Origin of the sequence: Acetobacterium sp. KB-1 (assembly GCF_003260995.1) — a bacterium.
GTDB classification, from domain to species: domain Bacteria; phylum Bacillota; class Clostridia; order Eubacteriales; family Eubacteriaceae; genus Acetobacterium; species Acetobacterium carbinolicum.
The window spans coordinates 1175610-1200339 of the sequence record NZ_CP030040.1 but is presented as its reverse complement, the minus strand read 5'-3'; the positions used below and the strand labels follow the sequence as shown (position 1 = coordinate 1200339).

26 protein-coding genes are annotated in these 24730 nt (G+C 47.6%); 19 read left to right on the top strand and 7 right to left on the bottom strand.

Features of this window, described 5'->3' with window-relative positions:
- The first annotated feature begins 220 nt into the window (after nt 1-220).
- Nucleotides 221-607, top strand: coding sequence for a hypothetical protein (locus tag DOZ58_RS05540; protein WP_111887411.1), 387 nt, complete (start codon nt 221-223; stop codon nt 605-607).
- Between the two features lie 150 nt (nt 608-757).
- Here the strand turns inward: DOZ58_RS05540 and DOZ58_RS05535 are convergent, their stop codons facing one another.
- The gene (locus DOZ58_RS05535) at nt 758-1489 is read right to left on the bottom strand and encodes a permease (RefSeq protein ID WP_111887410.1); all 732 of its coding nucleotides are present in this window, start codon (nt 1487-1489) and stop codon (nt 758-760) included.
- Nucleotides 1486-1968, bottom strand: coding sequence for a permease (locus DOZ58_RS05530; protein ID WP_111887409.1), 483 nt, complete (start codon nt 1966-1968; stop codon nt 1486-1488). The genes DOZ58_RS05535 and DOZ58_RS05530 overlap by 4 nt, the downstream gene beginning before the upstream one ends.
- Nucleotides 1969-2084: 116 nt before the next feature.
- On the opposite strand from DOZ58_RS05530, the gene DOZ58_RS05525 reads away from it, so the two are divergent.
- The 18 genes from DOZ58_RS05525 to DOZ58_RS05445 all read left to right on the top strand — a co-directional run bounded on the left by DOZ58_RS05525 (nt 2085) and on the right by DOZ58_RS05445 (nt 20892).
- Entirely contained in the window at nt 2085-2750 is a 666-nt protein-coding gene (locus DOZ58_RS05525; protein ID WP_111887408.1) for a Crp/Fnr family transcriptional regulator, read from the top strand.
- Nucleotides 2751-2826: 76 nt separating this feature from the next.
- Nucleotides 2827-3000 carry a type II toxin-antitoxin system RelE/ParE family toxin gene (locus DOZ58_RS05520; protein WP_111887407.1) on the top strand — a complete coding sequence of 58 codons (174 nt, stop codon included), beginning with the start codon at nt 2827-2829 and terminating at the stop codon, nt 2998-3000.
- 230 nt (nt 3001-3230) lie between these two features.
- Nucleotides 3231-3494: a type II toxin-antitoxin system Phd/YefM family antitoxin gene (locus DOZ58_RS05515; protein WP_111887406.1), complete on the top strand. Its 264-nt coding sequence runs from the start codon at nt 3231-3233 to the stop codon at nt 3492-3494.
- Nucleotides 3487-3699 carry a Txe/YoeB family addiction module toxin gene (locus DOZ58_RS05510; protein ID WP_111887405.1) on the top strand — a complete coding sequence of 71 codons (213 nt, stop codon included), beginning with the start codon at nt 3487-3489 and terminating at the stop codon, nt 3697-3699. Before DOZ58_RS05515 ends, DOZ58_RS05510 begins: the two co-directional genes overlap by 8 nt.
- A gap of 308 nt (nt 3700-4007) precedes the next feature.
- On the top strand, nt 4008-5504 hold the full coding sequence (locus tag DOZ58_RS05505) for a type I restriction-modification system subunit M (RefSeq protein ID WP_111887404.1): 1497 nt from the start codon (nt 4008-4010) through the stop codon (nt 5502-5504).
- A complete protein-coding gene (locus DOZ58_RS05500) occupies nt 5501-5818 on the top strand; it encodes a hypothetical protein (protein ID WP_204355478.1) in 318 nt (105 codons plus the stop codon). The genes DOZ58_RS05505 and DOZ58_RS05500 overlap by 4 nt, the downstream gene beginning before the upstream one ends.
- Complete coding sequence (locus DOZ58_RS05495; RefSeq protein WP_204355477.1) at nt 5811-6983, top strand: restriction endonuclease subunit S; 1173 nt, start codon at nt 5811-5813, stop codon at nt 6981-6983. The genes DOZ58_RS05500 and DOZ58_RS05495 overlap by 8 nt, the downstream gene beginning before the upstream one ends.
- Nucleotides 6980-10012: a type I restriction endonuclease subunit R gene (locus tag DOZ58_RS05490; RefSeq protein WP_111887401.1), complete on the top strand. Its 3033-nt coding sequence runs from the start codon at nt 6980-6982 to the stop codon at nt 10010-10012. The genes DOZ58_RS05495 and DOZ58_RS05490 overlap by 4 nt, the downstream gene beginning before the upstream one ends.
- A gap of 259 nt (nt 10013-10271) precedes the next feature.
- A complete protein-coding gene (locus DOZ58_RS05485; protein WP_111887400.1) occupies nt 10272-10592 on the top strand; it encodes a helix-turn-helix domain-containing protein in 321 nt (106 codons plus the stop codon).
- The gene (locus tag DOZ58_RS05480; RefSeq protein ID WP_111887399.1) at nt 10593-11966 is read left to right on the top strand and encodes an ImmA/IrrE family metallo-endopeptidase; all 1374 of its coding nucleotides are present in this window, start codon (nt 10593-10595) and stop codon (nt 11964-11966) included.
- A 169-nt stretch (nt 11967-12135) separates the two neighbouring features.
- The gene (locus tag DOZ58_RS18495) at nt 12136-12309 is read left to right on the top strand and encodes a hypothetical protein (RefSeq protein ID WP_162624440.1); all 174 of its coding nucleotides are present in this window, start codon (nt 12136-12138) and stop codon (nt 12307-12309) included.
- A gap of 228 nt (nt 12310-12537) precedes the next feature.
- Nucleotides 12538-13131: a glycerol-3-phosphate responsive antiterminator gene (locus DOZ58_RS05475; protein ID WP_162624439.1), complete on the top strand. Its 594-nt coding sequence runs from the start codon at nt 12538-12540 to the stop codon at nt 13129-13131.
- Nucleotides 13132-13175: 44 nt separating this feature from the next.
- Entirely contained in the window at nt 13176-13823 is a 648-nt protein-coding gene (locus DOZ58_RS05470) for an SGNH/GDSL hydrolase family protein (RefSeq protein WP_111887397.1), read from the top strand.
- A 70-nt stretch (nt 13824-13893) separates the two neighbouring features.
- Nucleotides 13894-15432, top strand: coding sequence for an amidohydrolase (locus tag DOZ58_RS05465; protein ID WP_111887396.1), 1539 nt, complete (start codon nt 13894-13896; stop codon nt 15430-15432).
- A gap of 12 nt (nt 15433-15444) precedes the next feature.
- Nucleotides 15445-16932, top strand: coding sequence for a glycerol kinase GlpK (glpK, locus tag DOZ58_RS05460; protein WP_111887395.1), 1488 nt, complete (start codon nt 15445-15447; stop codon nt 16930-16932).
- Between the two features lie 218 nt (nt 16933-17150).
- Nucleotides 17151-17705 carry a DJ-1 family glyoxalase III gene (locus DOZ58_RS05455; protein ID WP_111887394.1) on the top strand — a complete coding sequence of 185 codons (555 nt, stop codon included), beginning with the start codon at nt 17151-17153 and terminating at the stop codon, nt 17703-17705.
- Between the two features lie 70 nt (nt 17706-17775).
- Complete coding sequence (locus DOZ58_RS05450) at nt 17776-19371, top strand: CdaR family transcriptional regulator (protein ID WP_111887393.1); 1596 nt, start codon at nt 17776-17778, stop codon at nt 19369-19371.
- Nucleotides 19372-19473: 102 nt separating this feature from the next.
- Nucleotides 19474-20892 carry an aminomethyl transferase family protein gene (locus DOZ58_RS05445; protein ID WP_242988613.1) on the top strand — a complete coding sequence of 473 codons (1419 nt, stop codon included), beginning with the start codon at nt 19474-19476 and terminating at the stop codon, nt 20890-20892.
- A gap of 92 nt (nt 20893-20984) precedes the next feature.
- Here the strand turns inward: DOZ58_RS05445 and DOZ58_RS05440 are convergent, their stop codons facing one another.
- From DOZ58_RS05440 to DOZ58_RS05420, 5 genes are all read right to left on the bottom strand, one after another.
- Nucleotides 20985-21488 (bottom strand): hypothetical protein, encoded by a 504-nt coding sequence (locus tag DOZ58_RS05440; protein WP_204355476.1) that lies wholly within the window; start codon nt 21486-21488, stop codon nt 20985-20987.
- 168 nt (nt 21489-21656) lie between these two features.
- Nucleotides 21657-21905, bottom strand: a complete 249-nt coding sequence (locus DOZ58_RS05435; RefSeq protein WP_162624438.1) for a hypothetical protein — start codon at nt 21903-21905, stop codon at nt 21657-21659.
- A gap of 119 nt (nt 21906-22024) precedes the next feature.
- Nucleotides 22025-22834 (bottom strand): phosphatase PAP2 family protein, encoded by an 810-nt coding sequence (locus DOZ58_RS05430; RefSeq protein WP_162624437.1) that lies wholly within the window; start codon nt 22832-22834, stop codon nt 22025-22027.
- A complete protein-coding gene (locus tag DOZ58_RS05425) occupies nt 22821-23756 on the bottom strand; it encodes a diacylglycerol kinase family protein (protein WP_111887389.1) in 936 nt (311 codons plus the stop codon). Before DOZ58_RS05425 ends, DOZ58_RS05430 begins: the two co-directional genes overlap by 14 nt.
- Nucleotides 23757-23781: 25 nt before the next feature.
- On the bottom strand, nt 23782-24597 hold the full coding sequence (locus tag DOZ58_RS05420; RefSeq protein ID WP_111887388.1) for a MerR family transcriptional regulator: 816 nt from the start codon (nt 24595-24597) through the stop codon (nt 23782-23784).
- Nucleotides 24598-24730 lie beyond the last annotated feature (133 nt).

Here is a 24730-nt window from a genome sequence, read left to right as displayed (position 1 = left end):
TGTAGTGTCAGGCATCAATCAATGTATTAACTCATAATTCATCAGGTATTTTTGCATAATCAAACTCACGCATTTTCGATTCCTTTCTGCATAAAAGAGTCTCTTTCTGCACAAAAATATCAACTAAATGTGCAGAAGTCAATGCTCTTAGGTAGAATAATCGAAACAACCATTAACAAATAAGTTTATAAAAGTGTCAGGCACGCAGGTAATTATAAAAGTGTCAGGCACGCAGGTAATTAAAAGCTATGACAAGGTCAAACTCAATCAAAAACTGAGTTATGAAGAACTGCATGAGATTATGAAAGCAGGAACCTATCCCTGTGGGGAACCCCAGCTGACCGGAAAAGGAATCATGCATTGCATTCAGTTTCCGCCAGTAGATAAGTATGTTATTCAGGTGGCTTTAAGCGGAACCACCGTGACGATCACCAAAATTTACAATGGCGTCGGCGGTATTCTCAAAGAAACGGTTGGTGATGCCGTGACCGGCGGCTGGTATGATGTCCTCAATGGTGAAAACATTGACCTTAATCAGATGACCCGGATTATCGGCGAAGAGCTGACCCGACTGTGCGGCGAAAAAGGATTACTAAAAACCGCGTAAGCTGTCAGGGATAGTGAGAATAGTCAGTAAAAAATGTCGAGACAATCAAGGCAAAGCGTCATTCACCGTTTTGATAGACGCTGATGATTGCAGCCGATAAAAACACTAAAATCCCCCTGCTGCCAATAGAACGGCAGCAGAGGGATTTTTTCAGCGATAAAACCGGATGATTTTAGCGGGACATTTTGCCACGGCATCCTTGATGGCCAGGCCGTCCCCGGGCGACAAAGTCTGGCTGATGACGGTCGCTTTTTTGTTGACCATCTTAAAATGGCTGGGGGCGATTTTAGCGCACAGGCCGCAGCCCACACAATAGTCGGCGTTCACAGCAAGGGGACCATCCAGAGTGGCGGCTGCTTCATCGTCGGCGGGAAGATCCGCCGGTTTGACAAACCGGGAGGTGATATAGCCCATCAGAAAAATCGCCAGGGTGGTCAGAATCCAGCGGACGAGCATGAATTCGGGTCCCAGAAATTTGCTTTCAGTGATTAGCATCGGGATTTTGATCACCGCCCAGGTGGACAGGATGATAACAATGTTGGCAATACTGGCGCCCTTGCTCAGTAACATTTTGCAGACCGGAAAGGCGGCGTAAATGGGACCGGCTGAAAAACTGCCCAGTAAAAAAGCAAACAGCGAACCTTTAAGGCCTGAGTTCTTGCCAAAGGCGTTTTCGATGGTTTCTTTTGGTACCCAGGCAGATATCAGCGAGGTTAACAGCAGAATCACCGGCATGATCATCAGCATTTCCTTGACATAATACCAGGTGTTGCCCAGAGATGGCAGAAATTTGTCCGGAGCAAAAATGCCGACGGCCACATAAGCCAGGATCACGATCATCAGAAAGCGGTTGTTTTTGAGTTGGCTTTTTAAAAATGTCATAGGATCACCCCCATCGCCAGGGCAATCACCAGGGCAAAAGCAAAGCTCAGTGAGTTGCGGATCAGCGTGAATTTCAGACCGAATTCTCTTTTCTCAAGCGGAAAGGTCACCACTCCGACCATCGTCAGCGTGGTCAGAAAAGCGACAATTGGAACGATGCTGGCACCGGCGTCGACCAGTGAGGCCACCAGTGGAAAGGCGACAAAGGCGGGGATCAGGGTGATGCTTCCCAGCAGTGCGAAAAGTACCGTCGAAACAACCTCGTTGGCCTGACCGATGGTGGCTTTAATCGTTTCCGGTGGCACAAAGGTGAGGATCAGACCAATCAACAGCAAGATGCCGAGGATATCCCCGGCGATCCCTTTCATCATTCCCCCGGACATTTTTATGGCCTTCAGGGTTTTGCCCTTGTCTTTTTTCAGTGAAAACCCCAGCCATACCAGGGTGATCACCCAGAAAATCAATGTAAAAATATCCATCCGTTAACCTCCAAGTTGATTATGCGAATCTCAGCTTCAAAATTCGAATTTTCTATAGTATACTGTAGATCAGCGGAATAAAAAGTTACCACGGTCACACCTCAGGAGGTTATTTTATGAATCATCAGGATTTCATGACAATTTTATCCAGCCACAGCCTTTTTTCAGATTTTTCAGACGAAGCCCTGAATCAGATTTTCAGAGCCCATTACTATGAGAAACGAGAGTATGAAAAAGATCAGGTGATCCATTTTCAGAACGAATGCTGCCGAACCATGGATCTGATTCTGAGCGGCCGGGTGGCGGTTCAGAATCTCGACCGCGAGGGGAACGTGTTGACCATCAGTATTTTTCAGGACGGTGATGTGTTGGGGGCCAATCTGATTTTCTCCAGTCGCAACAACTATCCGATGACGGTGCTGGCCCAGTCGCCGGTGGTGATCCTCCATCTTCATCAGGAAATGATTCTGGAACTGTGTCAGATGAACCGTACCTTTATGATCGGGTTGATGAAAGCCATCTCCGATAAAACCCTGATTCTCACCGACAAGATCAATGCCATCTCGATGAAAACAATCCGCCAGTGTATCATTGATTTTTTACACTATGAGTCTCGGATTCAGAAAAGTCAGGTAATCCGACTGCCATCATCAAAAAAAGATCTGGCCCAGCGTTTTGGGATACAGCGATCCTCCCTGAGCCGGGAGCTCAGCAAAATGCGCCAGGATGGACTGATCGATTTTGATGCCAAAACCGTTACCATCAAAGATTTAGATGCTTAGAACAGGTAGATAATCGGACCCGTTAATATCTTGAGATGAAGAAGATGTAGTGTCAGGCACCCAATAGCTACTGGCGATGCAGATTCTGGGAAAAATTGAAGAGAAAGTAACACGACTGGAACAGATGCCCAAAAGTGGCAGGTTTGTGCCAGAGTTAAAAGCATTTGATCTGTTAACTTATCGTGAAGTTGTTTTTTCGCCCTGGCGCATCATTTATAAAATTGAGAAGCAATATGGTTGGTTGCTATAGCATAAAAGAACCGCCGCGGTATCTCTTGCTCCAAAATTAAATGTTTTATCAATCTCGGTTATCATGATGATGAGGTGATGATGGCTTTGATTTGTGGGAAGAACAGGTGCGATAAAAAAATAGTGGATTAGCCAATGTTAGCGGGAACCGCCGTCGTTCTTTCCTTGACTTCGTGCCCCAAATAAAATACAATATTAAGTACAGAAAGAAGTCCTTAAGGAGGAGAGATTATGTTAGCCATCAATTATACCACCATGAGAAACAAGATGAAATCTTATTTTGACAAGGTAACCGATGACTGTGAAACCATCATCGTCACCCGGAAAGGCGAAAAAAATGTCGTCCTGATTAGTCTTGATGAATATAACAATTTAATGGAAAATGCTTATATTACCAGTAATAAAGCCTATTATGATCGACTGATCGAAAGTAAAAATCAAATTGAACAGGGTAAAACGATCGAATTAAAAGCGTGTGACATGAACGATGAATAAATTGTTTTCAGAGCATGCCTGGGATGAGTATTTATACTGGCACAATAAAGATAAAAAGATCCTTAAAAAAATCCATGAGTTGATTCGCGATATTGAACGCAATGGATACACGGGAATTGGGAAACCAGAAGCCCTCCGGCACGAACTATCCGGGTATTGGAGCAGAAGAATCTCTGAAAGCGATCGATTAATTTACAAAATCTAGGATGATACCATTTATATCATCGGTTGCAAGAGTCATTATGGGGACAGTTAAGGTTACACCAGCTACACACAAAAAACGATCAGCCAATGCCAGCGGGAGTGCTGGGATTGGCTGTTTTTTTTAATGGGTTTATTGATCATGGCTATACGCTGGCCGTGCTGGCGGTTTAATTCACTTTAATAAAGACCGGTTGCGATTTTTTAAAGGGTGAGTTAAAATTAAAAGGTATGCCTGTCAGAGCGACGCACTGATCGGGCGAAATACGAGCGACCACGACTAACAAATAAAAGCAAAGATGGAGAAGATACATGGCTGATAATCGAAAAGAACAACAACGGGCTGAACTGCACCGCACAATCTGGAACATTGCCAATGATCTGCGCGGCAGTGTCGACGGCTGGGACTTTAAGCAGTATGTTCTGGGGATACTGTTTTACCGCTATATCTCAGAAAATCTGACCGACTACATTAACCGCGGCGAGCATGAAGCCGGCAACAGCGAGTTTGATTATGCGCGATTATCGGACGCCGAAGCCGAAGAAGCCCGGGCTGATCTGGTTTTGACCCGGGGTTTCTTTATCCTCCCCAGCGAGCTGTTTGTAAACGTCCAAAGCCGTGCCGCCGATGATGAGAACCTCAATGAAACGCTGGAGCAGGCCTTTCGCAATATTGAAAGCTCGGCCCAGGGCAGTATCAGCGAAGATGATTTTAAAGGCCTGTTTGACGATATTGACGTCAACAGCAACAAGCTTGGCGGCACCGTCGCCAAACGCAACGAAATGCTTGTCAAGCTCTTAGATGGTATTGGCGACATGACCCTCGGCGGCTATCAGGACAACACCATCGATGCCTTTGGCGATGCCTACGAATACCTGATGGGGATGTACGCCTCCAACGCCGGTAAAAGCGGCGGCGAATACTACACCCCCCAGGAAGTCAGCGAACTGTTGACCCGGATCACCCTGGTCGGCAAAACCGAAGTCAACAAGGTCTATGACCCGGCCTGTGGCTCCGGCTCGCTGCTTTTAAATTTTGCCAAGATTCTCGGCAAAGAAAACGTTCGCCAGGGCTTCTATGGTCAGGAAATCAATATCACCACCTATAATCTCTGCCGCATCAATATGTTTCTCCACGATATTGACTACGATAAGTTTGATATTGGTCATGGCGACACCCTGACTGACCCGATGCACTGGGATGATGAACCCTTTGAAGCGATTGTCTCCAATCCGCCTTACTCGATCCGCTGGGATGGCGATGCCAATCCGCTGCTGATCAACGATCCCCGCTTTTCGCCGGCCGGGGTGCTGGCGCCCAAGTCCAAGGCTGACCTGGCCTTTATTATGCATTCGCTGGCCTGGCTGGCGACCTCCGGTACCGCGGCGATTGTCTGCTTTCCGGGGGTCATGTACCGGGGCGGCGCCGAACAGAAGATCCGCAAATACCTGATCGACAACAACTATATTGACTGCGTCATCCAATTACCGGGCAATCTTTTCTTTGGCACCAGCATTGCTACCTGCATCATGGTGCTTAAAAAGTCTAAAAGCGAAAACAGCACCCTGTTTATTGATGCCGCCAAAGAATGCGTCAAGGTTACCAACAATAACAAACTGACTCAAGCCAATATCGATACAATTATCACGGCCTATACCAACCGGGCGGACCTTGAGCATTTTGTGCGGCTGGTGCCTAATGCCGAGATTTCGGCTCAGGACTATAACCTGTCGGTATCCAGCTACGTCGAGCAGCAGGATCTGCGGGACGAGATTGCCAGCATTATTGCCGAGATTGAGGTGGGATGATGGCAAACGAGTTTGAATTTTTAATTTATCGTGCCGTTGATGAAGAGATATCCGTTAATGCAGTGATAAATGACGAAACTATCTGGCTCACTCAGAAAGCAATGGCGGAACTTTTTGCCGTACAAGTTCCGGCGATTAGCAAACACCTCAAAAATATTTTTTCAGAAGGTGAACGGGGTCAAAAAGTGGTTGTTTCCAAAATGGAAATACCCACTCGACATGGCGCGATTCCCGATAAAAACCAAAAGATTCGATCCGACTTTGATCGGCAAGTCGAAAAACTGCTAAACAAAGGAGGGGATGGCAATGAGTAAGCTGGAAGAATTGATTGCGGAGCTGTGCCCGGATGGGGTAGAGTTAAAAAGTCTTTCACAAGTGCTGACAATTAAAAATGGCAAAGATTATAAGGGGTTTGATAAAGGTAATATACCGGTTTATGGTACTGGCGGTATTATGACTTACATCGACCATGCTGCTTTTGAAAAACCTTCGGTACTAATACCACGTAAAGGTTCAATTGATAAATTGTATTACGTGGATGTACCGTTCTGGACAGTAGATACAATTTTTTATACTGATATAAATACTGATATAATTGAACCTAAATTTGTTTTTTACTATTTGCAAGCCCAACATCTTGAAAGACTCAATACAGCTGGTGGTGTGCCAAGCCTGACGCAAGCTGTTCTTAACTCTGTTAAAATCCCCCTCCCGCCACTGCCGGTGCAGGGTGAAATTGTCCGGATCCTGGACAATTTCACGGAGCTTACAGCGGAGCTTACAGCGGAGCTTACAGCGGAGCTTACAGCACGGAAAAAGCAATATGAGTATTATAGCAAAGAATTGCTGTCATTTAGGGACGCTCAGTATTACGCACTTGCTGATTTATGTGACATTGTCGATTACCGAGGTAAAACCCCAAAAAAGGTGGAAAACGGAGTCTTTCTTGTTACGGCAAAAAACATCAGAAAAGGTTATATTGATTATGAAAAATCAAAAGAGTACATTGCGCCAGAAGATTATGAGATTGTTATGCGACGCGGTTATCCTCAGCAAGGTGATGTATTGATTACAACAGAAGCGCCTTGTGGCAATATCGCCCAAATTGACAACGAAGATATAGCTTTAGCACAGCGAGTAATTAAGTATAGACCAAAAACCGATGCACTTAATAGCACTTTTTTGAAATATATACTTCTTGGGAATGAATTCCAAGATAAACTTTTAGCAACCGCTACCGGTGGTACCGTAAAAGGAATCAAAGGCAGCAAATTGCACAAGCTTACAATCCCCGTTCCACCCCTCGAAGTCCAAGCCCGCATCGTCGCCATCCTCGACCGCTTCGACACCCTCTGCAACGACCTGACCAGCGGCTTGCCGGCTGAAATCGAGGCCCGGCGCCAGCAATATGAATATTACCGCGACCAGCTGTTAACCTTTCCGGTCCGGGCTGACGTCGAAACGGAGGTGGGCGCATGAGCCTTTATAACGTCGTCGTATCCTCCAACGAAGCCACCGTCGTCGCCGAATACCAGGCTGATTATGGCCGCTCGGATGCCTATCAGAGTGAAGCCGAGCTGGAGCGGGAACTGATCCGCCTGCTTCAGGCCCAGGGCTACGAGTACCTGTGCATTCACGATGAAGCCGCCCTGGTGGCCAATCTGCGTCGCCAGCTGGAAGCACTTAATGACTATGCTTTTAGTGACGCCGAGTGGCACCGCTTTTTTGCTGAAAGCATTGCCAGCAGCAATGAGGGGATTGTCGAAAAAACCCGCAAGCTCCAGACCGACCATGTCCAGAACCTAAAACGTGACGACGGCACCACCAAGAATATCATCCTGATCGACAAGAAAAATATTCACAACAACCGCCTGCAGGTGATCAACCAGTATCAGGAAGTAGGAGGCAGCCACGAGACCCGTTATGACGTCACCATTCTGGTCAATGGTCTGCCGCTGGTCCATATTGAATTGAAGCGCCGGGGCGTCGCCATCCGCGAGGCTTTTAACCAGATTAAACGTTACCAGCGGGACAGCTTCTGGGCCGCCAGCGGGCTGTTTGAATATGTCCAGATTTTTATCATTTCCAATGGCACCCACACCAAGTATTATTCCAATACTACCCGCTCCAGCCACGTCAAGGAAAGCGCGGCCGGGGAACGCAAAAAGAGTAAGAAGACCAGCAACAGTTTTGAGTTCACCTCCTACTGGGCAGACAGTAACAATACCGCCATTGCCGACCTGGTCGACTTCACCCGGACCTTTATGGCCAAACACTCGCTCTTAAACGTGCTGACCAAATACTGTGTCTTTACCTCCGAAGCGTTGCTGCTGGTGATGCGGCCCTACCAGATTGCCGCCACCGAGCGGATCCTCTCGCGGATCGAGATTTCAAATAACTATAAGCAAACCGGCACGCTGGCTGCCGGCGGTTACATCTGGCATACCACCGGCAGCGGCAAGACCCTGACCTCCTTTAAAACGGCCCAGCTGGCCACGGCGCTGCCGTATATCGACAAGGTGCTGTTTGTGGTCGACCGGAAAGACCTAGACTACCAGACCATCAAGGAATACGAACGCTTCCAGAAGGGCGCCGCTGACAGCAATACCTCCACCAAAATCCTGCAACAACAGCTGGCCGACAGCTGTTCAAAGATCATCATCACGACGATTCAGAAACTTGATGTCTTTGTTTCCAAAAACAAGGGTCATGCGGCCTTCAAGAAACATTTTGTGATCATCTTTGATGAATGCCATCGCTCCCAGTTTGGTGATATGCATAAAAAAATCGTCACCGCCTTCAAACACTATCATCTCTTTGGCTTTACCGGGACGCCGATCTTTGCCGCCAATGCCGGCAGCGGCGGCAACCCGGCCATGCGCACCACCCCCCAGGCCTTTGGCGACAAGCTGCATACCTATACCATTGTCAATGCCATCAATGACGGCAACGTGCTGCCGTTTCGGATTGACTATATCAACACCGTCAAGATGAAAGATGGGCTGGCGGATAAAGAGGTGGCCGCCATCGATACCGAAGCGGCCCTGGCCGATCCGGCCCGGATCCGCGCGGTTGTCACTTATCTGCTTTCACATTTTGACCAGAAGACCAAGCGCAACCATTTCTATTCGCTTAAGGGTCAGCGGGTCGCCGGCTTTAACTCGATTTTGGCGGTCAGTTCGATCCCGGTGGCGAAAAAATATTATCTCGAGCTGAAAAAACAGCTGGCCGAGCAGGGCCGGGCCCTTAATGTCGCCACCATTTTCAGCTTTTCCGCTAACGAAGCCGATCCCGAGGATGTCTTTCCCGACGAGGATTTTGATACCGCCGGCCTTGACCAATCCTCCCGGGATTTTCTGGAAGCGGCCATCGCCGATTATAACGCCGATTTTAATACCAACTATGATACCTCGGCCGAGAAGTTTCAAAACTACTACAAAGACCTGTCGCTGCGGATGAAAAACCGGGAGGTCGATCTGTTGATTGTCGTGAATATGTTTTTGACCGGCTTTGATGCCACCACCCTGAACACCCTATGGGTCGATAAAAACCTCAAGCAGCACGGCCTGATTCAGGCCTTCTCGCGGACCAACCGGATCCTCAATGCGGTTAAGACCTACGGCAACATCGTCTGTTTCCGGGATTTGCAGGAACAAACTGATGCCGCCATCGCCCTGTTTGGCGATAAGGATGCTGGCAGTATCGTGTTGCTTAAAAACTTTGATAGCTATTATTATGGCTTCGACGAAGATGGCCAGCATCACCCCGGCTACACCGAGCTGATCGCGGAGCTGGGTCAAAAATTCCCGCTGGGTACGGCGATCATCGGCGAACAGAACCAGAAGGATTTTATCCGGCTGTTTGGGGCAATCCTGCGGCTTAAGAATATTCTGACCGCCTTTGACAACTTTCCCGGCCAGGAAATCCTGACCAACCGCGACTATCAGGACTATCAGAGCCTTTATCTTGATCTATATCAAGATTTCCGCGAGGGCGAAAAAGCCGACAAGGAGCGGATCAACGACGACATTGTTTTTGAAATTGAACTGATCCGCCAGGTCGAAATCAACATCGATTATATCTTGATGCTGGTGGCCAAATACCATGCCTCCAACTGTGAAGACAAGAGTATCCTGGTGGCGATTGATAAAGCCATCGGCGCCAGTATTGAACTGCGCAGTAAGAAGGTTTTGATTGAACACTTTATTGAAACCGTTAATGCGTCCACCAAGGTGGACGAGGAGTGGCGCCGCTTTGTTGATGAGCAGAAAGAGCGCGACCTGGTGGAGCTGATCAGTGCGGAAAAACTCAAACCGGACGAAACCAGAAAATTTATTAATAACGCCTTCCGTGATGGGGCGCTGAAGACCAGCGGGACCGACATCGATAAAATCATGCCCCCGGTGTCACGCTTTGGTGGTGGCAACCGGGCCGTCAAAAAGCAAAGTGTCGGCGACAAGCTGATGAAATTCTTTGAAAAGTATTTCGGACTGGTGACGGAAGAATAATCGTTAGCGTTCTTTATTATCCCAGAAACGCCCGCTCTCACGGGCGTTTCTTTATTTTTTGACACCGCTACCCGCGAAAATTGATTTAAGAATTCATGGGAATAAATAGAAATACTTTCAGCAAGATATTAATTGTTTCATGATTAAAAACTAATTAGACTTGAATTTACTTAATGTTAATAATGTCAGGAATCCTGACGAAATAGATTGTGTTTTTTAGCGCAGGGCAGTATAATATTCATAAGAGGAGTGAGTAAAGATGAAAACTATTTTTGAGAGATTGAAAAGTTACAGAAAGGCGTTAGGTCTTTCTCAAGATTATGTTGCAAAACAGATTGGGGTTTCTCGAACTACCATTACTGCAATAGAATGTGGAGAACGCAATGTTTTAGCGAATGAATTGGATATGTTTGCTCGGATTTATGGTGTAACGGTGGATGAAATTCTTCATGAAACAAAACCTGAAGATGCTGAAGTTAATATGTTTGCCAGAGCTTTTTCAACGCTTTCTGTTAATGACAAAAAAGAAATAATGAATCTGATTGATTTTAAAAGGAAGTATAAGGAGTCGATGATTTAGATGCTGAGAGACAATAAATATGATGAATATTTAGATTCGCCCCAGCAATTAGCTAAAAGAATCATCGACAGGTTACAGGAAGAAAATGAGATAACATTTCCGATTGATCCCTTCAAGTTATTGTCTATGAATGGTATTGTTTACCAATTTCGAGACTTCAAAGAACTTGAGGGGATTTATATTGCTCCGCTAAATCAAGAGGATATACCCATTGTTGGTATCAATTATAATCGACCGATTCCGAGACAGCGTTTTACAGCCGCGCACGAATTGTGTCATCATATAAAAGATCGTTCGAATGAGGCTTGTCCGATTGGCGGACAAAAGTATGAGATAGAAAAGTTTGCCGACCAGTTCGCTTCGGAGCTGTTAATGCCAAGAGGTTATTTTGAGGCTGAGGCCCGAAAATATTTAATTGATGGAAAGGTAACGTTTGATGATGCCTTGAAATTATCGCTACACTTCGGCGTCAGTTTTGAATCGTGTGTGTTTACGTTAGCCTATCGCTGCAATTTTATCGAAGGCAATACGCATGCTAGCGAATTAAAAAAGAGATTTAGAAAGTATAAACCTCAAAATAAACTTGCTGAGTTGGGATTGTTGTCATTTGATCCATGTTTGAGAGAACAAATTATCAATTCATATACTTACTTTTATAAGCACGATTTTAATTTAATTTGGAATATCTTTAAAAATGATTATATATACAATGAAAGCAGGATTGAAGGTAGTCATCTCAATAAAGAATGTGTAGCTGAAATAATCACTGATTTGAGATTGCACAAACAAGAAAGTGAGTTCTGTAAATCAGATTTACAGGATATTATTGAAACCGCTGGGCAATCAGATCTATATGATTATATTTTTGATACCACTGATAAAATATCGACTTACTTAATACTAAAATTACACAGTATGCTTTATCGATATGCGCCACATCACGAGTTGGCCGGTTCATTCAGGGAAAATAATAATTTTGTTACGGAATCAAAATTTGAAACCTGTGATCACAAAGATATATTTAAAGAAATAACAAGTCTTAATGATGAAGTGCAAGAATTGATGAAAGAAAAAGATGAAATTTCGATGGCTATGTATATCGAAAGAACTGTGAAAATCCACCATAAACTCACGATTATTCATCCTTTTGATGATGGGAATGGGAGAATATCTAGAGTATTCCTCAATTGGCTGTTTAAAATCAAAGGTTTGCCACCAGTTTATTTGAAATATGAAAGCAAAGAACGCTATTATGATGCCCTTCAATGTGTGGACCTTAACAATGATTATGAACAACTCAAGGAAGTGTTTTTCACAGAAATTGTTAAAACGATGATGCAAATTTATGATGGTAGAAGAATCTTTGAAGACTAATTAAATAACTTTCAGAACCAGAAACGCGCACTCCCGTGGGCGTTTCTTTATTTTTTGCGCCGCCACCCGCGCCTTAAAACTATCGTGTATCCCGTTTATCAAGCATCCGCCCCCAGCCCAAAGCGGCCACCGCCGCCGCTGATTTGAGCTGGTAGAAGGTGATCCCCTAGTGAATAAAAGAAAGTTCCAGCGGATAATCCTGATAGTTATGCTGGTTAATGGTCAGGGCTTGACCGGTGGCTACGGCCAGCGCGCCGATACCCTCATAGACATGGACGCAGCGGTCATAGCAATGACGAAATCTGTTCGTAGTAGTATTATTAAGCGTATCAATTTTTTGTGAATGATTCTTTATCCCTTGACACCTTGGTGAAAAAGGAATAGAATTAGAAAAAGAAAACCATTACAACTGAATTTATGACAATAGAATAAACATGGGACAAGAGTTTAAGAGATGTCCGTATGATACTGAGGGTGCACCGAGCCGGAAATTTCTGGCTTGCGTCCTCGGTATGATGCGGACTTTTTTATGTTCAAAAAGGTCACCGCGGTGTTACGGGAATGGAATAGGATGCAAATAAAAAACGGCGTGGCAGTCAATGGCTGTCAACAATTGAAATTCAAAGCGGTTATTCCGTCGGTCCATCAACGGAAAGAATTGCTTTACGCCATCGAAAAAACCGATGCGGATTGGATTATGCTCAAATTGGGGGACATCAATACCCTACCGCAACTGGTGGGACATATTCATCGGGCCGGAAAAAAGGTGATGGTCCATCAGGATTCGATTAAAGGAATAGCCCGGGACAAAATGGGTATTCAGTATATGGCAAACTGTGGGGTCGACTGTGTCATCACCATGAAATCGCTCTGTGTGAAATATATTAAAGAATCCGGTATGATGGCGGCCTTCGGTTTTTTCGTCATCGATTCGGATGCGTGTCGAACCGGCCTGATCAATATCAAAGAACATCAACCGGATGTGGTTATTCTGATGCCCGGCACCATTCCGGAACATCTTATCCGGGAGATAAAAGGTGAAACCGGGGTGCCCATCATCTTAGGGGGATTAATGACAACCAGCGAACAAATCAGCAGGGCGATAAAAATCGGGGTCGCGTCAGTGGCCACCAGCAATCTGGAACTCTGGGATCAACAGGCTTGACAGCGAGTATTGGTATCAAAAATTATATATATGGAGGAAAACTGATGAAAAACGTGATGATTTTTGGCGATTCAAACACCTGGGGATGGGACCCATCCAATGATTTAGTGGCAGCGATCAAACGCTGGCCGGATGAGGTCCGCTGGGCAGGGGTGCTCCAGGCCGAATTAGGCGATGACTACAAGGTTATCCCGGAAGGCTTGAATGGCCGGACCACGGTTTGGGATGATCCCATTGAAGAATACCGCTGCGGCAAACAACACATTATTCCCCTGCTGGATAGCCATGCGCCGCTGGATTTGGTAATTATCATGATTGGTACCAATGATTTAAAATGTCGTTATACGGTGACCGCTCAGGATATTGCCAATGGCGCCAGTCTGATTCTCGATAAAACGCTGGCCCAGGTCGGGGCGTTTGGCCCGGCTGGACCAAAGGTACTGTTTATTGCACCACCGCCGCTGGGACCGATAGAAGATGGCATATTTAAATTTATGTTTGCCGGCAACCGCGAAAAATCGGTCCAGATGGCCGAATTCTACCGGGGCGTCGCCGCAAGTCGGGGCGTGCCTTTCTTTGATGCTGCAACCGTGGCCAAAGCCAGTACCATTGATGGACTTCATTTAGATGCGGACAGTCACACCGCGTTGGGTAAAGCCGTCGCCGCTGAAGTTAAAAAGATCTTGGCATAAGCGAAAGTTCAGGCGGCGCAAGCCGCCTGAACTTTTATCAGTATTGATCAGAATGAGGAAGGAGGCAGCAATGGAAGAAAAACTTGCCCTCATTAACGGAATTGGCATCACCATGGATGAAGATCATCCGGTTTGCCAGGGAATTTATCTTAAAAATGGGTTCATTGAAAAAATCGGCAACAGCGAGGCGATAAAAAAACTGGCCGAGTTCGAACAGGCCGCGATTATCGATCTCAACGGTCAAACCTTTTTACCCGGTCTTCATGACTGTCACGTGCATATGATGAGCACGGGCCTGGCGGCGATCGGCATCAACCTGTATGATTGCCAATCAATTGCCGCGGTGCTGGAAAAGCTGGCAGCCGACAAGAGTGCCAATGAACAGGAATGGATCTTTGGCTATGGCTTGGATGAATCCCGGTTATTAGAGAAAAGACCGCCCACTGCCAGCGAATTGGATCAGGTTTTTAGAGACCGGCCCGTTTATCTGGTTGACCGGGGCCTGCATTATACCCAGGTCAATACCATTGCCATGGAATTGATGGGATTTTTAGAAAATGAAGAAGGTCTCGGCCGGGATCAGGCGGGAAAGCGAAATGGCCGGCTTCACAGTCATGCCAACAGTCATGCCCGCAAATACTTTTTTGACAAGCTGACCCGGGATCAGCGGGAAGCGGCCATTCGTCATACCGCTAGAATGGCGGTGGCAATGGGGGTCACCACCATTCATGCGATGGAAGGCGGCGATCTGTCTTCGGATTCCGACATCCCGGTATTTTTAGAAATCATCGACAGTTTGCCGCTCCATGTGGTGCTCCACTGGTGCAGTACTGCGGTGCCGGAGGTGGTGGCCAAGGGTCAAAAAATTATTGGCACCGATATCCTCCTGGATGGCTCCATTGGTTCTCGCACCGCCGCTTTTAAGGAACCCTATGCGGATGATCCCGAAGCGCTCGGTGAACTTTACTATGCCGATGAGTGGATCACTCATTACATCGAAACCGCCCATCGAGCGGGAATGCAAACCGGTTTTCATGCCATTGGCCAACGGGCCATCACCCAGGTGTTAAACGGTCTGGAACGGGCCCTGAATAAATATCCGGTTGATGACCATCGCTTTCGGATTGAACATTTTGGTTTCCCGGATGACCGCGATATCAAACGGGCGGCGGCGCTGGGCGCGGTGATTTCGACCCAACCGGCATTTACCTATTTACGGGGCGGTCCCGACAGTGTTTATGAAGAACGGGTTGGAGCGGAACGAAATCACCGGGCTTATCCGATTCGTGAGTTTATCGATGCCGGGATTATCGTCAATGGCGGATCGGATTCCAATGTGACACCCATTAATCCGGTCCTGGGGATTCATGCGGCGGTCAATCCGCCCTATTCGCAGAACGCCATTACTCCCGGCGAGGCCCTGCGGCTGTTTACCATCGATGGAGCTTTCACCGCCAAAGAAGAACACATCCGCGGCAGCTTAAGCCCCGGTAAAGCTGGCGATATCACGGTTCTGGAGCAAAACCCGCTGACGGTCGCACCGGAAACCATCAAGGATATTGGGGTCGTGATGACCATTTATCAAGGCAAAATCGTTTATAAAAAATAAAGGAGAAGCGCGATGAAGTATATTTTAGGAATTGATGAAGGCACCACCGGCGTCAAGGTCATGATTTTTGATAAGGCTGTGAACATTATTTCCCAGGCTTACTCGGAATTTACCCAGCATTTTCCCCAATCTGGATGGGTTGAGCATGATGCCAATGAAATTTGGGAAGTGACCCTAAAAATGGTGGCGGAGGCGCTAAAAAACGGTAACCTCAAACCGGAAGCGATTGAAGCCATTGGCATTACCAATCAACGGGAAACCACGGTTTTTTGGGATAAAACTACCAGCCAACCGGTGTGTCGGGCGATTGTCTGGCAGGACCGTCGCAGTCTGGACATCTGTGAAGCCCTGGAAGCCAAAGACGGAGCCGGAATTGTTGATCGCACCGGGATGATCATTGTCCCCAATGATGCGGCCACAAAAATTCGCTGGCTGTTGGACAATGACCCCAAGGTGAAGGCCGGCGTCGATAACGGTGAATTACTTTATGGTACCATTGATACCTGGCTGGTTTGGAAGCTGACCGGGGGCCGGGCCCATGTGACTGATTACTCCAACGCCTCGGTTACGCTGCTGCAAAACGCCAGAACTTTGGCATATGATGAATGGATTCTCAATGAATTACAGATCCCCCGGGAAATCCTGCCGGAGCTGCGAACCTCCAGCGAGGTGTATGGCATGACCGATCCGGCCGCGTTCTTTGGAGCTGAAATTCCGGTGGCCGGTATTTTAGGCGATCAGCAGGCCGCCGCATTTGGCCAGGGCTGTCTGGACAAGGGGATGGCTAAAAATACCTACGGAACGGGATCGTTTATGGTGATGAATACCGGCGACAAGTATGTGCCACCTTCGGATGGTCTGTTTTCACCAGTGCTATGGAGTGCCAAAGGACGAACCGATTATGGGCTGGAAGGCATGGCTGATGTGTCAGGCGCCGTCATCCAATGGTTGCGGGATGGTCTGGGAATTATCAACGATGCCAAAGAGGCCGAGGAACTGGCGTTGCAGGTGGAAGACAGTCTCGGGGTCTATTTTGTGCCGGCTTTTGTGGGCTTGGGAGCGCCCTATTTTGATTCCTACGCCCGCGGCACCATTATCGGGATTTCCCGGGGGACGACCAAGCATCACATTGCCCGGGCGGCCCTGGAATCGATGGCTTTTCAGGTGAAAGATGCCTTTAATGTGATGGAAAAGAAATCGGGTTTTAAATTGACCAAACTGCGGGCAGACGGCGGTGGCGCCAAAAGTGATTTCATGCTGCAGTTCCAGGCCGATATTCTAGGCATTCCCGTCGAGCGCCCGGTGATTACCGAAACCACCACTCTGGGGGCGGTTTATGCGGCCGGTCTGGCCGTGGGCTATTGGGACAGCTTTGCCGAAATTGCGGAGTTCTGGAAAATTGAAAGACGCTTTGAACCGCAAATCAGTGCCGAAAAACGTCAGGAATTGTGTGGCTTCTGGGATCAGGCCGTGCAACGATCGATGGGATGGTTGAAATAAAAATGGTTAAACCGCTGTGACCGGGTTGCACAACGACGCGGACAACACTAAGAAGACACGCTGGCAATGACGCATTAAGCCATTGTCAGTGTGTCTTTTATTTTAGCCAGCCGCTTGATAATTCTCTCCAACTGGGGCCTGATTTCTGGTAAAATAAAGACAGAAATAAGCAGTGAATCGCATGGTAAACTGAATCGTTTTGTAATAAGGAGAAAAAGATGAAAACAATTGTTTTTTTAGCACCGGGATTTGAGGAAGTAGAAGCCTTAACAGTGGTCGATTATTTAAGACGCGTCAAGCCGATTACGGTGGAGATGGTCAGCGTCGGCGACAGCCTGATGGTTGCCGGCAGCCATCAGATCGAAGTCAAAGCAGACAAACATATCGATGAGCTGGCCAACCTTGATGGCTACGCAGCGGTCATTATTCCCGGCGGCATGCCCGGGGCCGCCAATCTGCGGGACGATGCCCGGGTTATCAAAATCGTCAGCGACATGAATGGCGCCGGAAAATTAGTGGCCGCCATTTGTGCCGGACCCATCGTGTTAGCCAAAGCCGGGATCATCGCGGGCAAAAAAGTGACCTCATACCCCGGCTTTGAAGCGGATCTGCCCCAGGCAATCTACCAAACGGACGCGGTTGTCCGGGATGGCAACCTGATCACCTCCCGGGGCCCGGGCAAAGCCGTCGATTTTGCCCTGGAACTGGTGAGCGTTTTAGTCAGCGCGCCTGAAGCAGAGACACTGCGCAAAAATATTCTTTATGATAAGTAGGTATCAATTTGAGTGTAGAGTTGGGTAATGAAATATCCGTGAGTAACAATTGATAAAGGGAGGTGATTAAATGGACCTGGCATTAGCGATCTTGCTGGATGAATTGGCAATATTCCAACCCAGAATTGAAAAAGCCATCTCTCTGAAAACAGAATTTAGAAACGTTCATTTTCTCCCTGACGAATCACTAAATATAGAAACGATAGTGGATCAATCGACTTTGTTTATTGCCGATGCGACGACGCTGACGCAAGAATCGACCAAGTTGCCAGCGGATCTGCTGATCATCGGGGCGGATTTGTCTGGCATCAAGTGGGAATCTCTGGACACCCTGATCCGGCTTTCCGGGGAAACCGATCGGGAGGCCCTCTTTCAGCATCTTTTTGATGTGTTTGCCTCTTATCAGGCCTGGGATCAGCGCCTGCTTACTGCCATAATCGATCAGGTGGCGATTGATGAGTTTCTGAACATTGCGGCTGAAAAGCTGCAAAACCCGATGGCGCTTTTTGATAATGCCATGTCCGTCATGGCTACCGCCGGCAAATTTGTGAAGTCACCGGTGGGAACGATCTGGGAAAAAATCAATTTACCGGGATACCCGCTGCTGGATTTTTTTACCCTCCAGGAGCAAAACGAGTTGTCGATAAATGTGATGAAGCAGGTTGATGAGCCCTATTTGTACCGCCCGACGTTTGATCCGGATCATACCTACGCCTCCACCCATATCTGGGTTGCCGGGAAACTGTCCGGTAACATTGGCCTGGTGGATCTCAATGCCCCCTTCACCGCGGGGCAGCTGCGGGTGCTCTGGCACATTACCCAGCGCTTGACCCAGTATTTTAAAACCAATGATGTTTATCAGCGGCTGGCCGAAAACCAGACTGGTCTGATCAATCATCTGCTTGAAGATCCGCTGATTCAGGATCAGAATGTTGCCTATCATCTGGGCCGGTTCGGCTGGCAGCGGGACGATGCATTTTATCTGCTGACCTTTGTCGCCCCGATTGAAAACTTATCGATCATTGAAGCCAATACCTATCTCAAGCGCATCTATAATCACTTTCCCGGTTCGATGGTAACCGTTTATCAGGGCTATATCATTGCGATCATACGGCAAGGGGAGTATCCCATTGAAACGGCCGCCGAACAACAAAGTCTGCCGCTATTGCTTGGTAAGTATCAGCTTAAATGTGGTATCAGTCGGTGCTTTCACGATTTTTTACAGCTTAAGCTGTATTTTGTGCAAAGCCGTTATGCCGTCGACATCGCGATCCAGAACGAGTCGGCCAGTTTTTATTTCTATGCCCCCTACGTAACCGAACACCTGCTTGACTGCTTGGCAAGCAGTGTCGATCTGCGGGTTTTCTGTGATCCGGACATAGTGGCGATGTTAACAACAGCGGATGATCTGGACCGGGAACTGCTCCGCAATTTGCATATTTATCTGCTCCATGGCCGAAATCTATCAGCGGCGGCCAAGGTCCTGAACCTCCATCGCAATACCCTTATTTACCGGATTGACAAAATTGCCCGCCGGCTCAAACTGGATTTTAATTCGCTATCCGAGAATGAGCTGTTTTCGCTGATCTTTTCCTGCATGGTGGCGGAAAGTATTGATGGACAAGACCAAGGAATAGACAGATGTAGTAACTATCGTCAAAAATGACGAAAAGCGTCACATTCTTCTGAGGATATAACCGATTACATTTTCGTACCGCTGACTTATAATAACGGTATTAAATCGTTAAAGAAACTCAGGAGGAACAAGATGAGCAAAGCAGTTAAAGCCGATTTCAGTGTCAGTGGTTTGGGCGGGGACAGCGTTCTCGGCGGTGCAGGAACGATGAGCAACCCCGCCAATGAGGGGGCCACGCTCTTTTTTCAGATGGCGCCGGGGATGAATATTCCCTACGAATACGGTGGCGTCAAACAGGAGATTCAGGGCTATCGGGACAGCGCCTGGATCGGGACGACCTTAATGATTTCACCAATCTATGATGTCGTCGGTAAGGATGCTGTCAAATTTCTGAACGCCATTTGCATCAATGATTTTACCAAACTGGGCCTGAATGGCTTGCGCCATGCGGTCATCTGCAACGACAAAGGGCAGATCATGACCGACGGGGTGGTCATTCGCATCGCTGAGGACCGCTACCGGACCTATTGGCTCAATCCACCGATTGATTACCTGTTGAAAAAATCCGGGTTGGATGTCAGCGGCGAAGATAAGACCGGAACTGAATATTTTATCCAGATCGCCGGCGAAAAATCGCTGGAAATTCTGGAGGACGCCTTTGAGGCCGATCTTCACGATATCAAGTTTGCCCGCCATCGCAAAGCGGAGATGGATGGCAAAACCGTGGAAGTGATTCGCCTGGGGATGTCTGGTAATCTGGCCTACGAAATTCACGGCCCGATGAGCGACTTTGATGCGGTTTACCGCAAGGTCTGGGCCAGCGGCGAAAAATTCGGGGCCACCAAGCTGGGCATGCACGCCTATAATTTGTTTAATCATACCGAGGCTGGTTTTCCCAATATTCACCTTCATTATCCTTTGCCCTGGTTTGAATCAGATCAGGGGCTGAGCGATTACCTGGCCCAGAACCCGGCCTTGGGCGGCATGAACAGCAACCGGAAACTGGCCGGCAGCGTCGGCGATGACCTGCAATCGCGCTTTGTCACCCCCTATGATGTCGGCTGGGACTTCCTGGTGAACTTTAATCACGAATTTACCGGCAAACCCGCCCTGGAGCAGATCGCCAAAAATCCGGGCCGCAGGGTAACGACGCTGGAATGGAATGCCGACGATGTGGCAGCTGTTTTTGCCACCATGCTCCGACCCGGTCAGACACCCTGCGATGATATTACCAAACAGAGTGACCTGTCATTGGGGGAAAATTCCTTTAACGGCTATACCGAATACCGAGCTGACAAGGTACTGGTTAACGGTCGGCAAATCGGAATCTCCTCCGGTCGGATCATTTCCTACCCCTATAACAGTATGATTTCGCTGGCCTTTATCGCTCCCGAATATGCCGCTCCAGGAACTGAAGTCACGGTGCTTTGGGGTACACCCGGGACACCGCAAAAAGAGATCCGGGCCATCGTCGCCAAATATCCTTACAATCAAGAGCTGATCCGCAACGAGGATCGGGACGTTGCGGAGATTCCCGGTTATCGGAAATAGTCAGAAATAAATAAAATATTCGCAAATTAAAAGACACGTTGTCAATGGTTGTCTACTCCATTGATCGCGTGTCTTTTTGCCGAAACTTGCGGTTATAGTTTGCGACTATCATAAGCCCAGTGCAGCAGGGCCTGTCGCTGTTTTTGGCGACAGCTTTGATCCATTTTATCGCAGTTCTTTTTGATCGCCCCAATATGGCGTACCATCGCCTTCCAGCGTTTGATCTGGCGGCGGTCCTCATCAGGTACTCTGCGACCATAATAATAGCGGCAATACCATTGAAACCAGCCCCGGGGATCGATGGGATTGATCCAGCCATTGGCCTGCCAGACTTTCAGCGGCTGTGAGGCATTGACCTGATAATAATTTAAAGAAATATCTTTTCGGGTCGGGGAGAGTTTGGCATGGTCAAACCAATCCTCCGGAAATTCCGACCGGCAGTCAGTCATGTATTTGCCCCCGAAAAGACCCAAAGCTAACAGTTCTTTGGGTGAGAGCTCCGGTTTGAAATCAGGATCAAAATTTGCGCCCATCGGTTCATTTAAGTAATAAGTGCCTTGTTGCATGGTATCGTTGATGATTACTTTTTTCATCACAATCTATTACCTCCCCAATATAATGTCGGTTATTAAATGAATACCCTCCCTGGCACGTATTAAAAATAGTTGATCCATATTTTCAGAAATAGTCACAAATAAAAAGACACGCTGTCAATGGCTGATAAAACCATAGACAGCGTATTTTTTATGGTTTAAAAAAGTTGTTCAGCGGAGCTGCGATGCATCAATGACCACGTAAGTACCATCGGCCCACTGATCCAGCGCGATTTGGATCACCGGCGAGCCGTCCGTATCGATAAAAGCCTGGACAATTTCGTCATCCATTTGCGATTCAATAGCGACTTCGGTCACCCCATTAAAAGAAAACCCCTCGAAGGCTTTAATGATGTCCCGCCAGATATCCCGGGAACCATCGATTTTTTTCAGGTTCTTGATCACTTGTTCAATATTCATTTTCTTTACCTCCCCAATATTATGTCGGTTATTAAATGAATACCCTTTTGCATCCGGTTTAAAAATAATAAATAGTCGTTTTTTAAAATTTGGATCTATATCATCCGCCACGGTTAAATTCAAAATGAATTATTGAGAATCACGCCTAACAGGCCCCAGGCGGTTCCTAGCATCGCCCCGCCGAGGACATCCCGGGGGTAGTGCATGCCGACATAGATACGGGTGATCCCGACCAAAAATGCCAGCAGATAACCAGCCAACCCGATAAAAAAGTTGACGTGAAAATAGGGTAAGAGAAAGGTTGCCATAAAGAAGGATTGGCTGGTATGGCCACTGGGAAACGAACTGCCCCGGGCGGGTGACCCGACAATGCGACTATTTTCAATCTTTTTATAGGGACGGGTTCGATGGACCAGCATTTTTATCAGTTCCACCACAAACCATAATGATAAGGTGCCTAAGACAAAGGCATAGGCAAGGACGTGGTGCCCCAAAAAATACAAAATAGTAGCCAGGATCATCGCAAAAATCCCGTTGCCAAGCTGCGTCAATAACAGCATCGTCCCATCAAGCCAGGACCAGCGGCGGCCATGCATATTAAAATAAGTAAAAACCCAGACATCAATCCGCTGACCAACCGACCACACCAGCGAAATAGTGGTTAAAGCAAAAATCAGGACCAGGATCAGCAGCGAATTTTGGCTTTTGACGGCGTCTGAAAAAATGATCCAGACATAATCAGGAATAACGAGCAGAAATGAAATGAGGATAATCGCAACCATGATTAACCAGTAAAGCGGTGGAATATGACGGATCCCGGTAATGATTTTCTGTGCGGCGCCGCGCATTTTACCCACCGGCGAGGGGCTTTTTGCGGTTGCGTGACGGCCTTTGTCAGTGACGGACTGATCCGGCTTATTGCCCTTCATGTGACGCGGTCGCTCCGACCATGACCGACAAAGCCTGTGGCTGTACTTTGATGCGCACCGAACCCTCGCCCAAACTGATATCATCGGCCATTACCGCCATGGCCGGTTCGGTGTCGATGACAATTTCACGGACCTGATAGTGCATAATCCGGGGATCCTCCGGGTTATCGGTGCCGACGCCGGTCAGAATATAAGCGATTAAATCGAGTTTGGAGAGATCGGCAAAAAACATCACATCCAGTAAGCCGTCATGATAGGCATCGGGCGCACCGACTTGATAATTACGACCGACATAGGGCATATTGGAAATTAATGCGGCGTGACCCAACTCGCTGATTTCCTGATTATCGTCCAGAAAAAGATGAATCTCCGAGGGCGGTGCAGTCGTCAGAATGCCGAGAAAATCGCCGATCCGGGTGATGTTGCCGTGCTGGATATCATCCCCGGAGGGGAACAGCATCGAAAACAATCCCACTGAGCAAAGCTCGATAAAAGGGGTGCTGACACCGTCGCAAGTGACCAGGCCGAGATCTATTTTTAAACGCTGGCCGGCGCTGAGAATGGCAACCGCCGCCGCAATATCCGTGGGGATACCGAGGCTTAAGGCCACATTGTTCCGGGTTCCGGTGGGAACAATGCCAAGCGTCGCCGCTGAACCGTACAGCGCTTTGGTGACCGATGAAACGGTCCCGTCGCCGCCACAAACGACAAACAGTTCAATGCCCTGGGCAATGGCCTCATCGACCACTTCCTTCAAGTTACAGTCGGGTTCGATCAGATACAGTTCCGGGATTAACTGCCGGGCCTGCATTTCTTTAACGACCGCCATGATTTGCAGCGGGGATTCGTCATTGGCACCAGAACCGGGATTAAAAATAAGTTTAACGCGCTGTGGCTGCAGCTTGGTTTTTAAAGTTTCCATCGTTTAGTCCTCCGTTTTTGTTTTTTTATTTCTTGATCGGAATCGTATACTCAATATAACGGTGCATTTTTCCATCGGCATGGACCCGGGTCAGGATTTTCCCGATGATATCGCCTTCCGGCACAATGCCATGATCGCGGATATAGGCCACCAGCGGATCAAACTGCCGCAACGTCAAATTGCCATAGTCACCCAGATCCATCACCGTACACAAACACAAACCCGCCGGTCGGATCAGCACATCCGCGTTCAGCGGCAGATTTAACAACGCCGCGTCAGCGCTTTCGACACACAGTCCCCAGGCGTCCCGGTCAATGCGGGGGTCGGCGATGTCGGCAAAAGCAATGTGATGGGTAAACTCAACAAAGGGGATCTGCTTGAGCCAGTGCGGAAATAAGGGTTTTTCCTCAACCTCACCATAATGATCGCCGTCTTCGCGCTGGACATAGGTAAAGTAACGATACTCGGGGGTATTGACGAACCAATAGCACCCGACATTATAGGGCAGGCTTGCCAGTTTATCCTTGTAGGCGGAAATCTTGCGCTCCAGCATCTGATAATAGCGCAGCTTTTCATCGATGACCTGTTGTTTAAAGCCGATCCGCTCGACAAAAAAGTCCAACGACTCATTATGAAGCATCTTTGAAATATCTTTTAACGAAATGTCAAAGCTGCGATAGCGCATGCATTCCATCAGAAAAAAGATATCCCAGGTTTCATAGGTGCGGTAGTCACTGTTTTGCTGACGTTTGGGCGTAATAATCTGCTCTTTTTCATAATAACGGATGGTCTCCACCGGCAGGCCCAAGAGCTTGGAGACTTCCCCAATGCGATATTCCATGATTTTCCTCCCTCTAGTGGCTTCAGGTTTTTTTCATTGTATCACATTTATATACTAAGACAAATAAAAAAGGATAGGGCTTTTACAAGCACCGATCCTTTTTTTTATCTTTAATTGTTAGCGGTGTAGTGGG

Excerpts from the sequence above, each read along its gene's own strand:
- DOZ58_RS05535 (WP_111887410.1), bottom strand. The coding sequence starts at position 1,489 with ATGACATTTTTAAAAAGCCAACTCAAAAACAACCGCTTTCTGATGATC.
- DOZ58_RS05530 (WP_111887409.1), bottom strand. The coding sequence starts at position 1,968 with ATGGATATTTTTACATTGATTTTCTGGGTGATCACCCTGGTATGGCTG.
- DOZ58_RS05525 (WP_111887408.1), top strand. The coding sequence starts at position 2,085 with ATGAATCATCAGGATTTCATGACAATTTTATCCAGCCACAGCCTTTTT.
- DOZ58_RS05520 (WP_111887407.1), top strand. The coding sequence starts at position 2,827 with ATGCAGATTCTGGGAAAAATTGAAGAGAAAGTAACACGACTGGAACAG.
- DOZ58_RS05515 (WP_111887406.1), top strand. The coding sequence starts at position 3,231 with ATGTTAGCCATCAATTATACCACCATGAGAAACAAGATGAAATCTTAT.
- DOZ58_RS05510 (WP_111887405.1), top strand. The coding sequence starts at position 3,487 with ATGAATAAATTGTTTTCAGAGCATGCCTGGGATGAGTATTTATACTGG.
- DOZ58_RS05505 (WP_111887404.1), top strand. The coding sequence starts at position 4,008 with ATGGCTGATAATCGAAAAGAACAACAACGGGCTGAACTGCACCGCACA.
- DOZ58_RS05500 (WP_204355478.1), top strand. The coding sequence starts at position 5,501 with ATGATGGCAAACGAGTTTGAATTTTTAATTTATCGTGCCGTTGATGAA.
- DOZ58_RS05495 (WP_204355477.1), top strand. The coding sequence starts at position 5,811 with ATGAGTAAGCTGGAAGAATTGATTGCGGAGCTGTGCCCGGATGGGGTA.
- DOZ58_RS05490 (WP_111887401.1), top strand. The coding sequence starts at position 6,980 with ATGAGCCTTTATAACGTCGTCGTATCCTCCAACGAAGCCACCGTCGTC.
- DOZ58_RS05485 (WP_111887400.1), top strand. The coding sequence starts at position 10,272 with ATGAAAACTATTTTTGAGAGATTGAAAAGTTACAGAAAGGCGTTAGGT.
- DOZ58_RS05480 (WP_111887399.1), top strand. The coding sequence starts at position 10,593 with ATGCTGAGAGACAATAAATATGATGAATATTTAGATTCGCCCCAGCAA.
- DOZ58_RS05475 (WP_162624439.1), top strand. The coding sequence starts at position 12,538 with ATGCAAATAAAAAACGGCGTGGCAGTCAATGGCTGTCAACAATTGAAA.
- DOZ58_RS05470 (WP_111887397.1), top strand. The coding sequence starts at position 13,176 with ATGAAAAACGTGATGATTTTTGGCGATTCAAACACCTGGGGATGGGAC.
- DOZ58_RS05465 (WP_111887396.1), top strand. The coding sequence starts at position 13,894 with ATGGAAGAAAAACTTGCCCTCATTAACGGAATTGGCATCACCATGGAT.
- glpK (WP_111887395.1), top strand. The coding sequence starts at position 15,445 with ATGAAGTATATTTTAGGAATTGATGAAGGCACCACCGGCGTCAAGGTC.
- DOZ58_RS05455 (WP_111887394.1), top strand. The coding sequence starts at position 17,151 with ATGAAAACAATTGTTTTTTTAGCACCGGGATTTGAGGAAGTAGAAGCC.
- DOZ58_RS05450 (WP_111887393.1), top strand. The coding sequence starts at position 17,776 with ATGGACCTGGCATTAGCGATCTTGCTGGATGAATTGGCAATATTCCAA.
- DOZ58_RS05445 (WP_242988613.1), top strand. The coding sequence starts at position 19,474 with ATGAGCAAAGCAGTTAAAGCCGATTTCAGTGTCAGTGGTTTGGGCGGG.
- DOZ58_RS05435 (WP_162624438.1), bottom strand. The coding sequence starts at position 21,905 with ATGAATATTGAACAAGTGATCAAGAACCTGAAAAAAATCGATGGTTCC.
- DOZ58_RS05430 (WP_162624437.1), bottom strand. The coding sequence starts at position 22,834 with ATGAAGGGCAATAAGCCGGATCAGTCCGTCACTGACAAAGGCCGTCAC.
- DOZ58_RS05425 (WP_111887389.1), bottom strand. The coding sequence starts at position 23,756 with ATGGAAACTTTAAAAACCAAGCTGCAGCCACAGCGCGTTAAACTTATT.
- DOZ58_RS05420 (WP_111887388.1), bottom strand. The coding sequence starts at position 24,597 with ATGGAATATCGCATTGGGGAAGTCTCCAAGCTCTTGGGCCTGCCGGTG.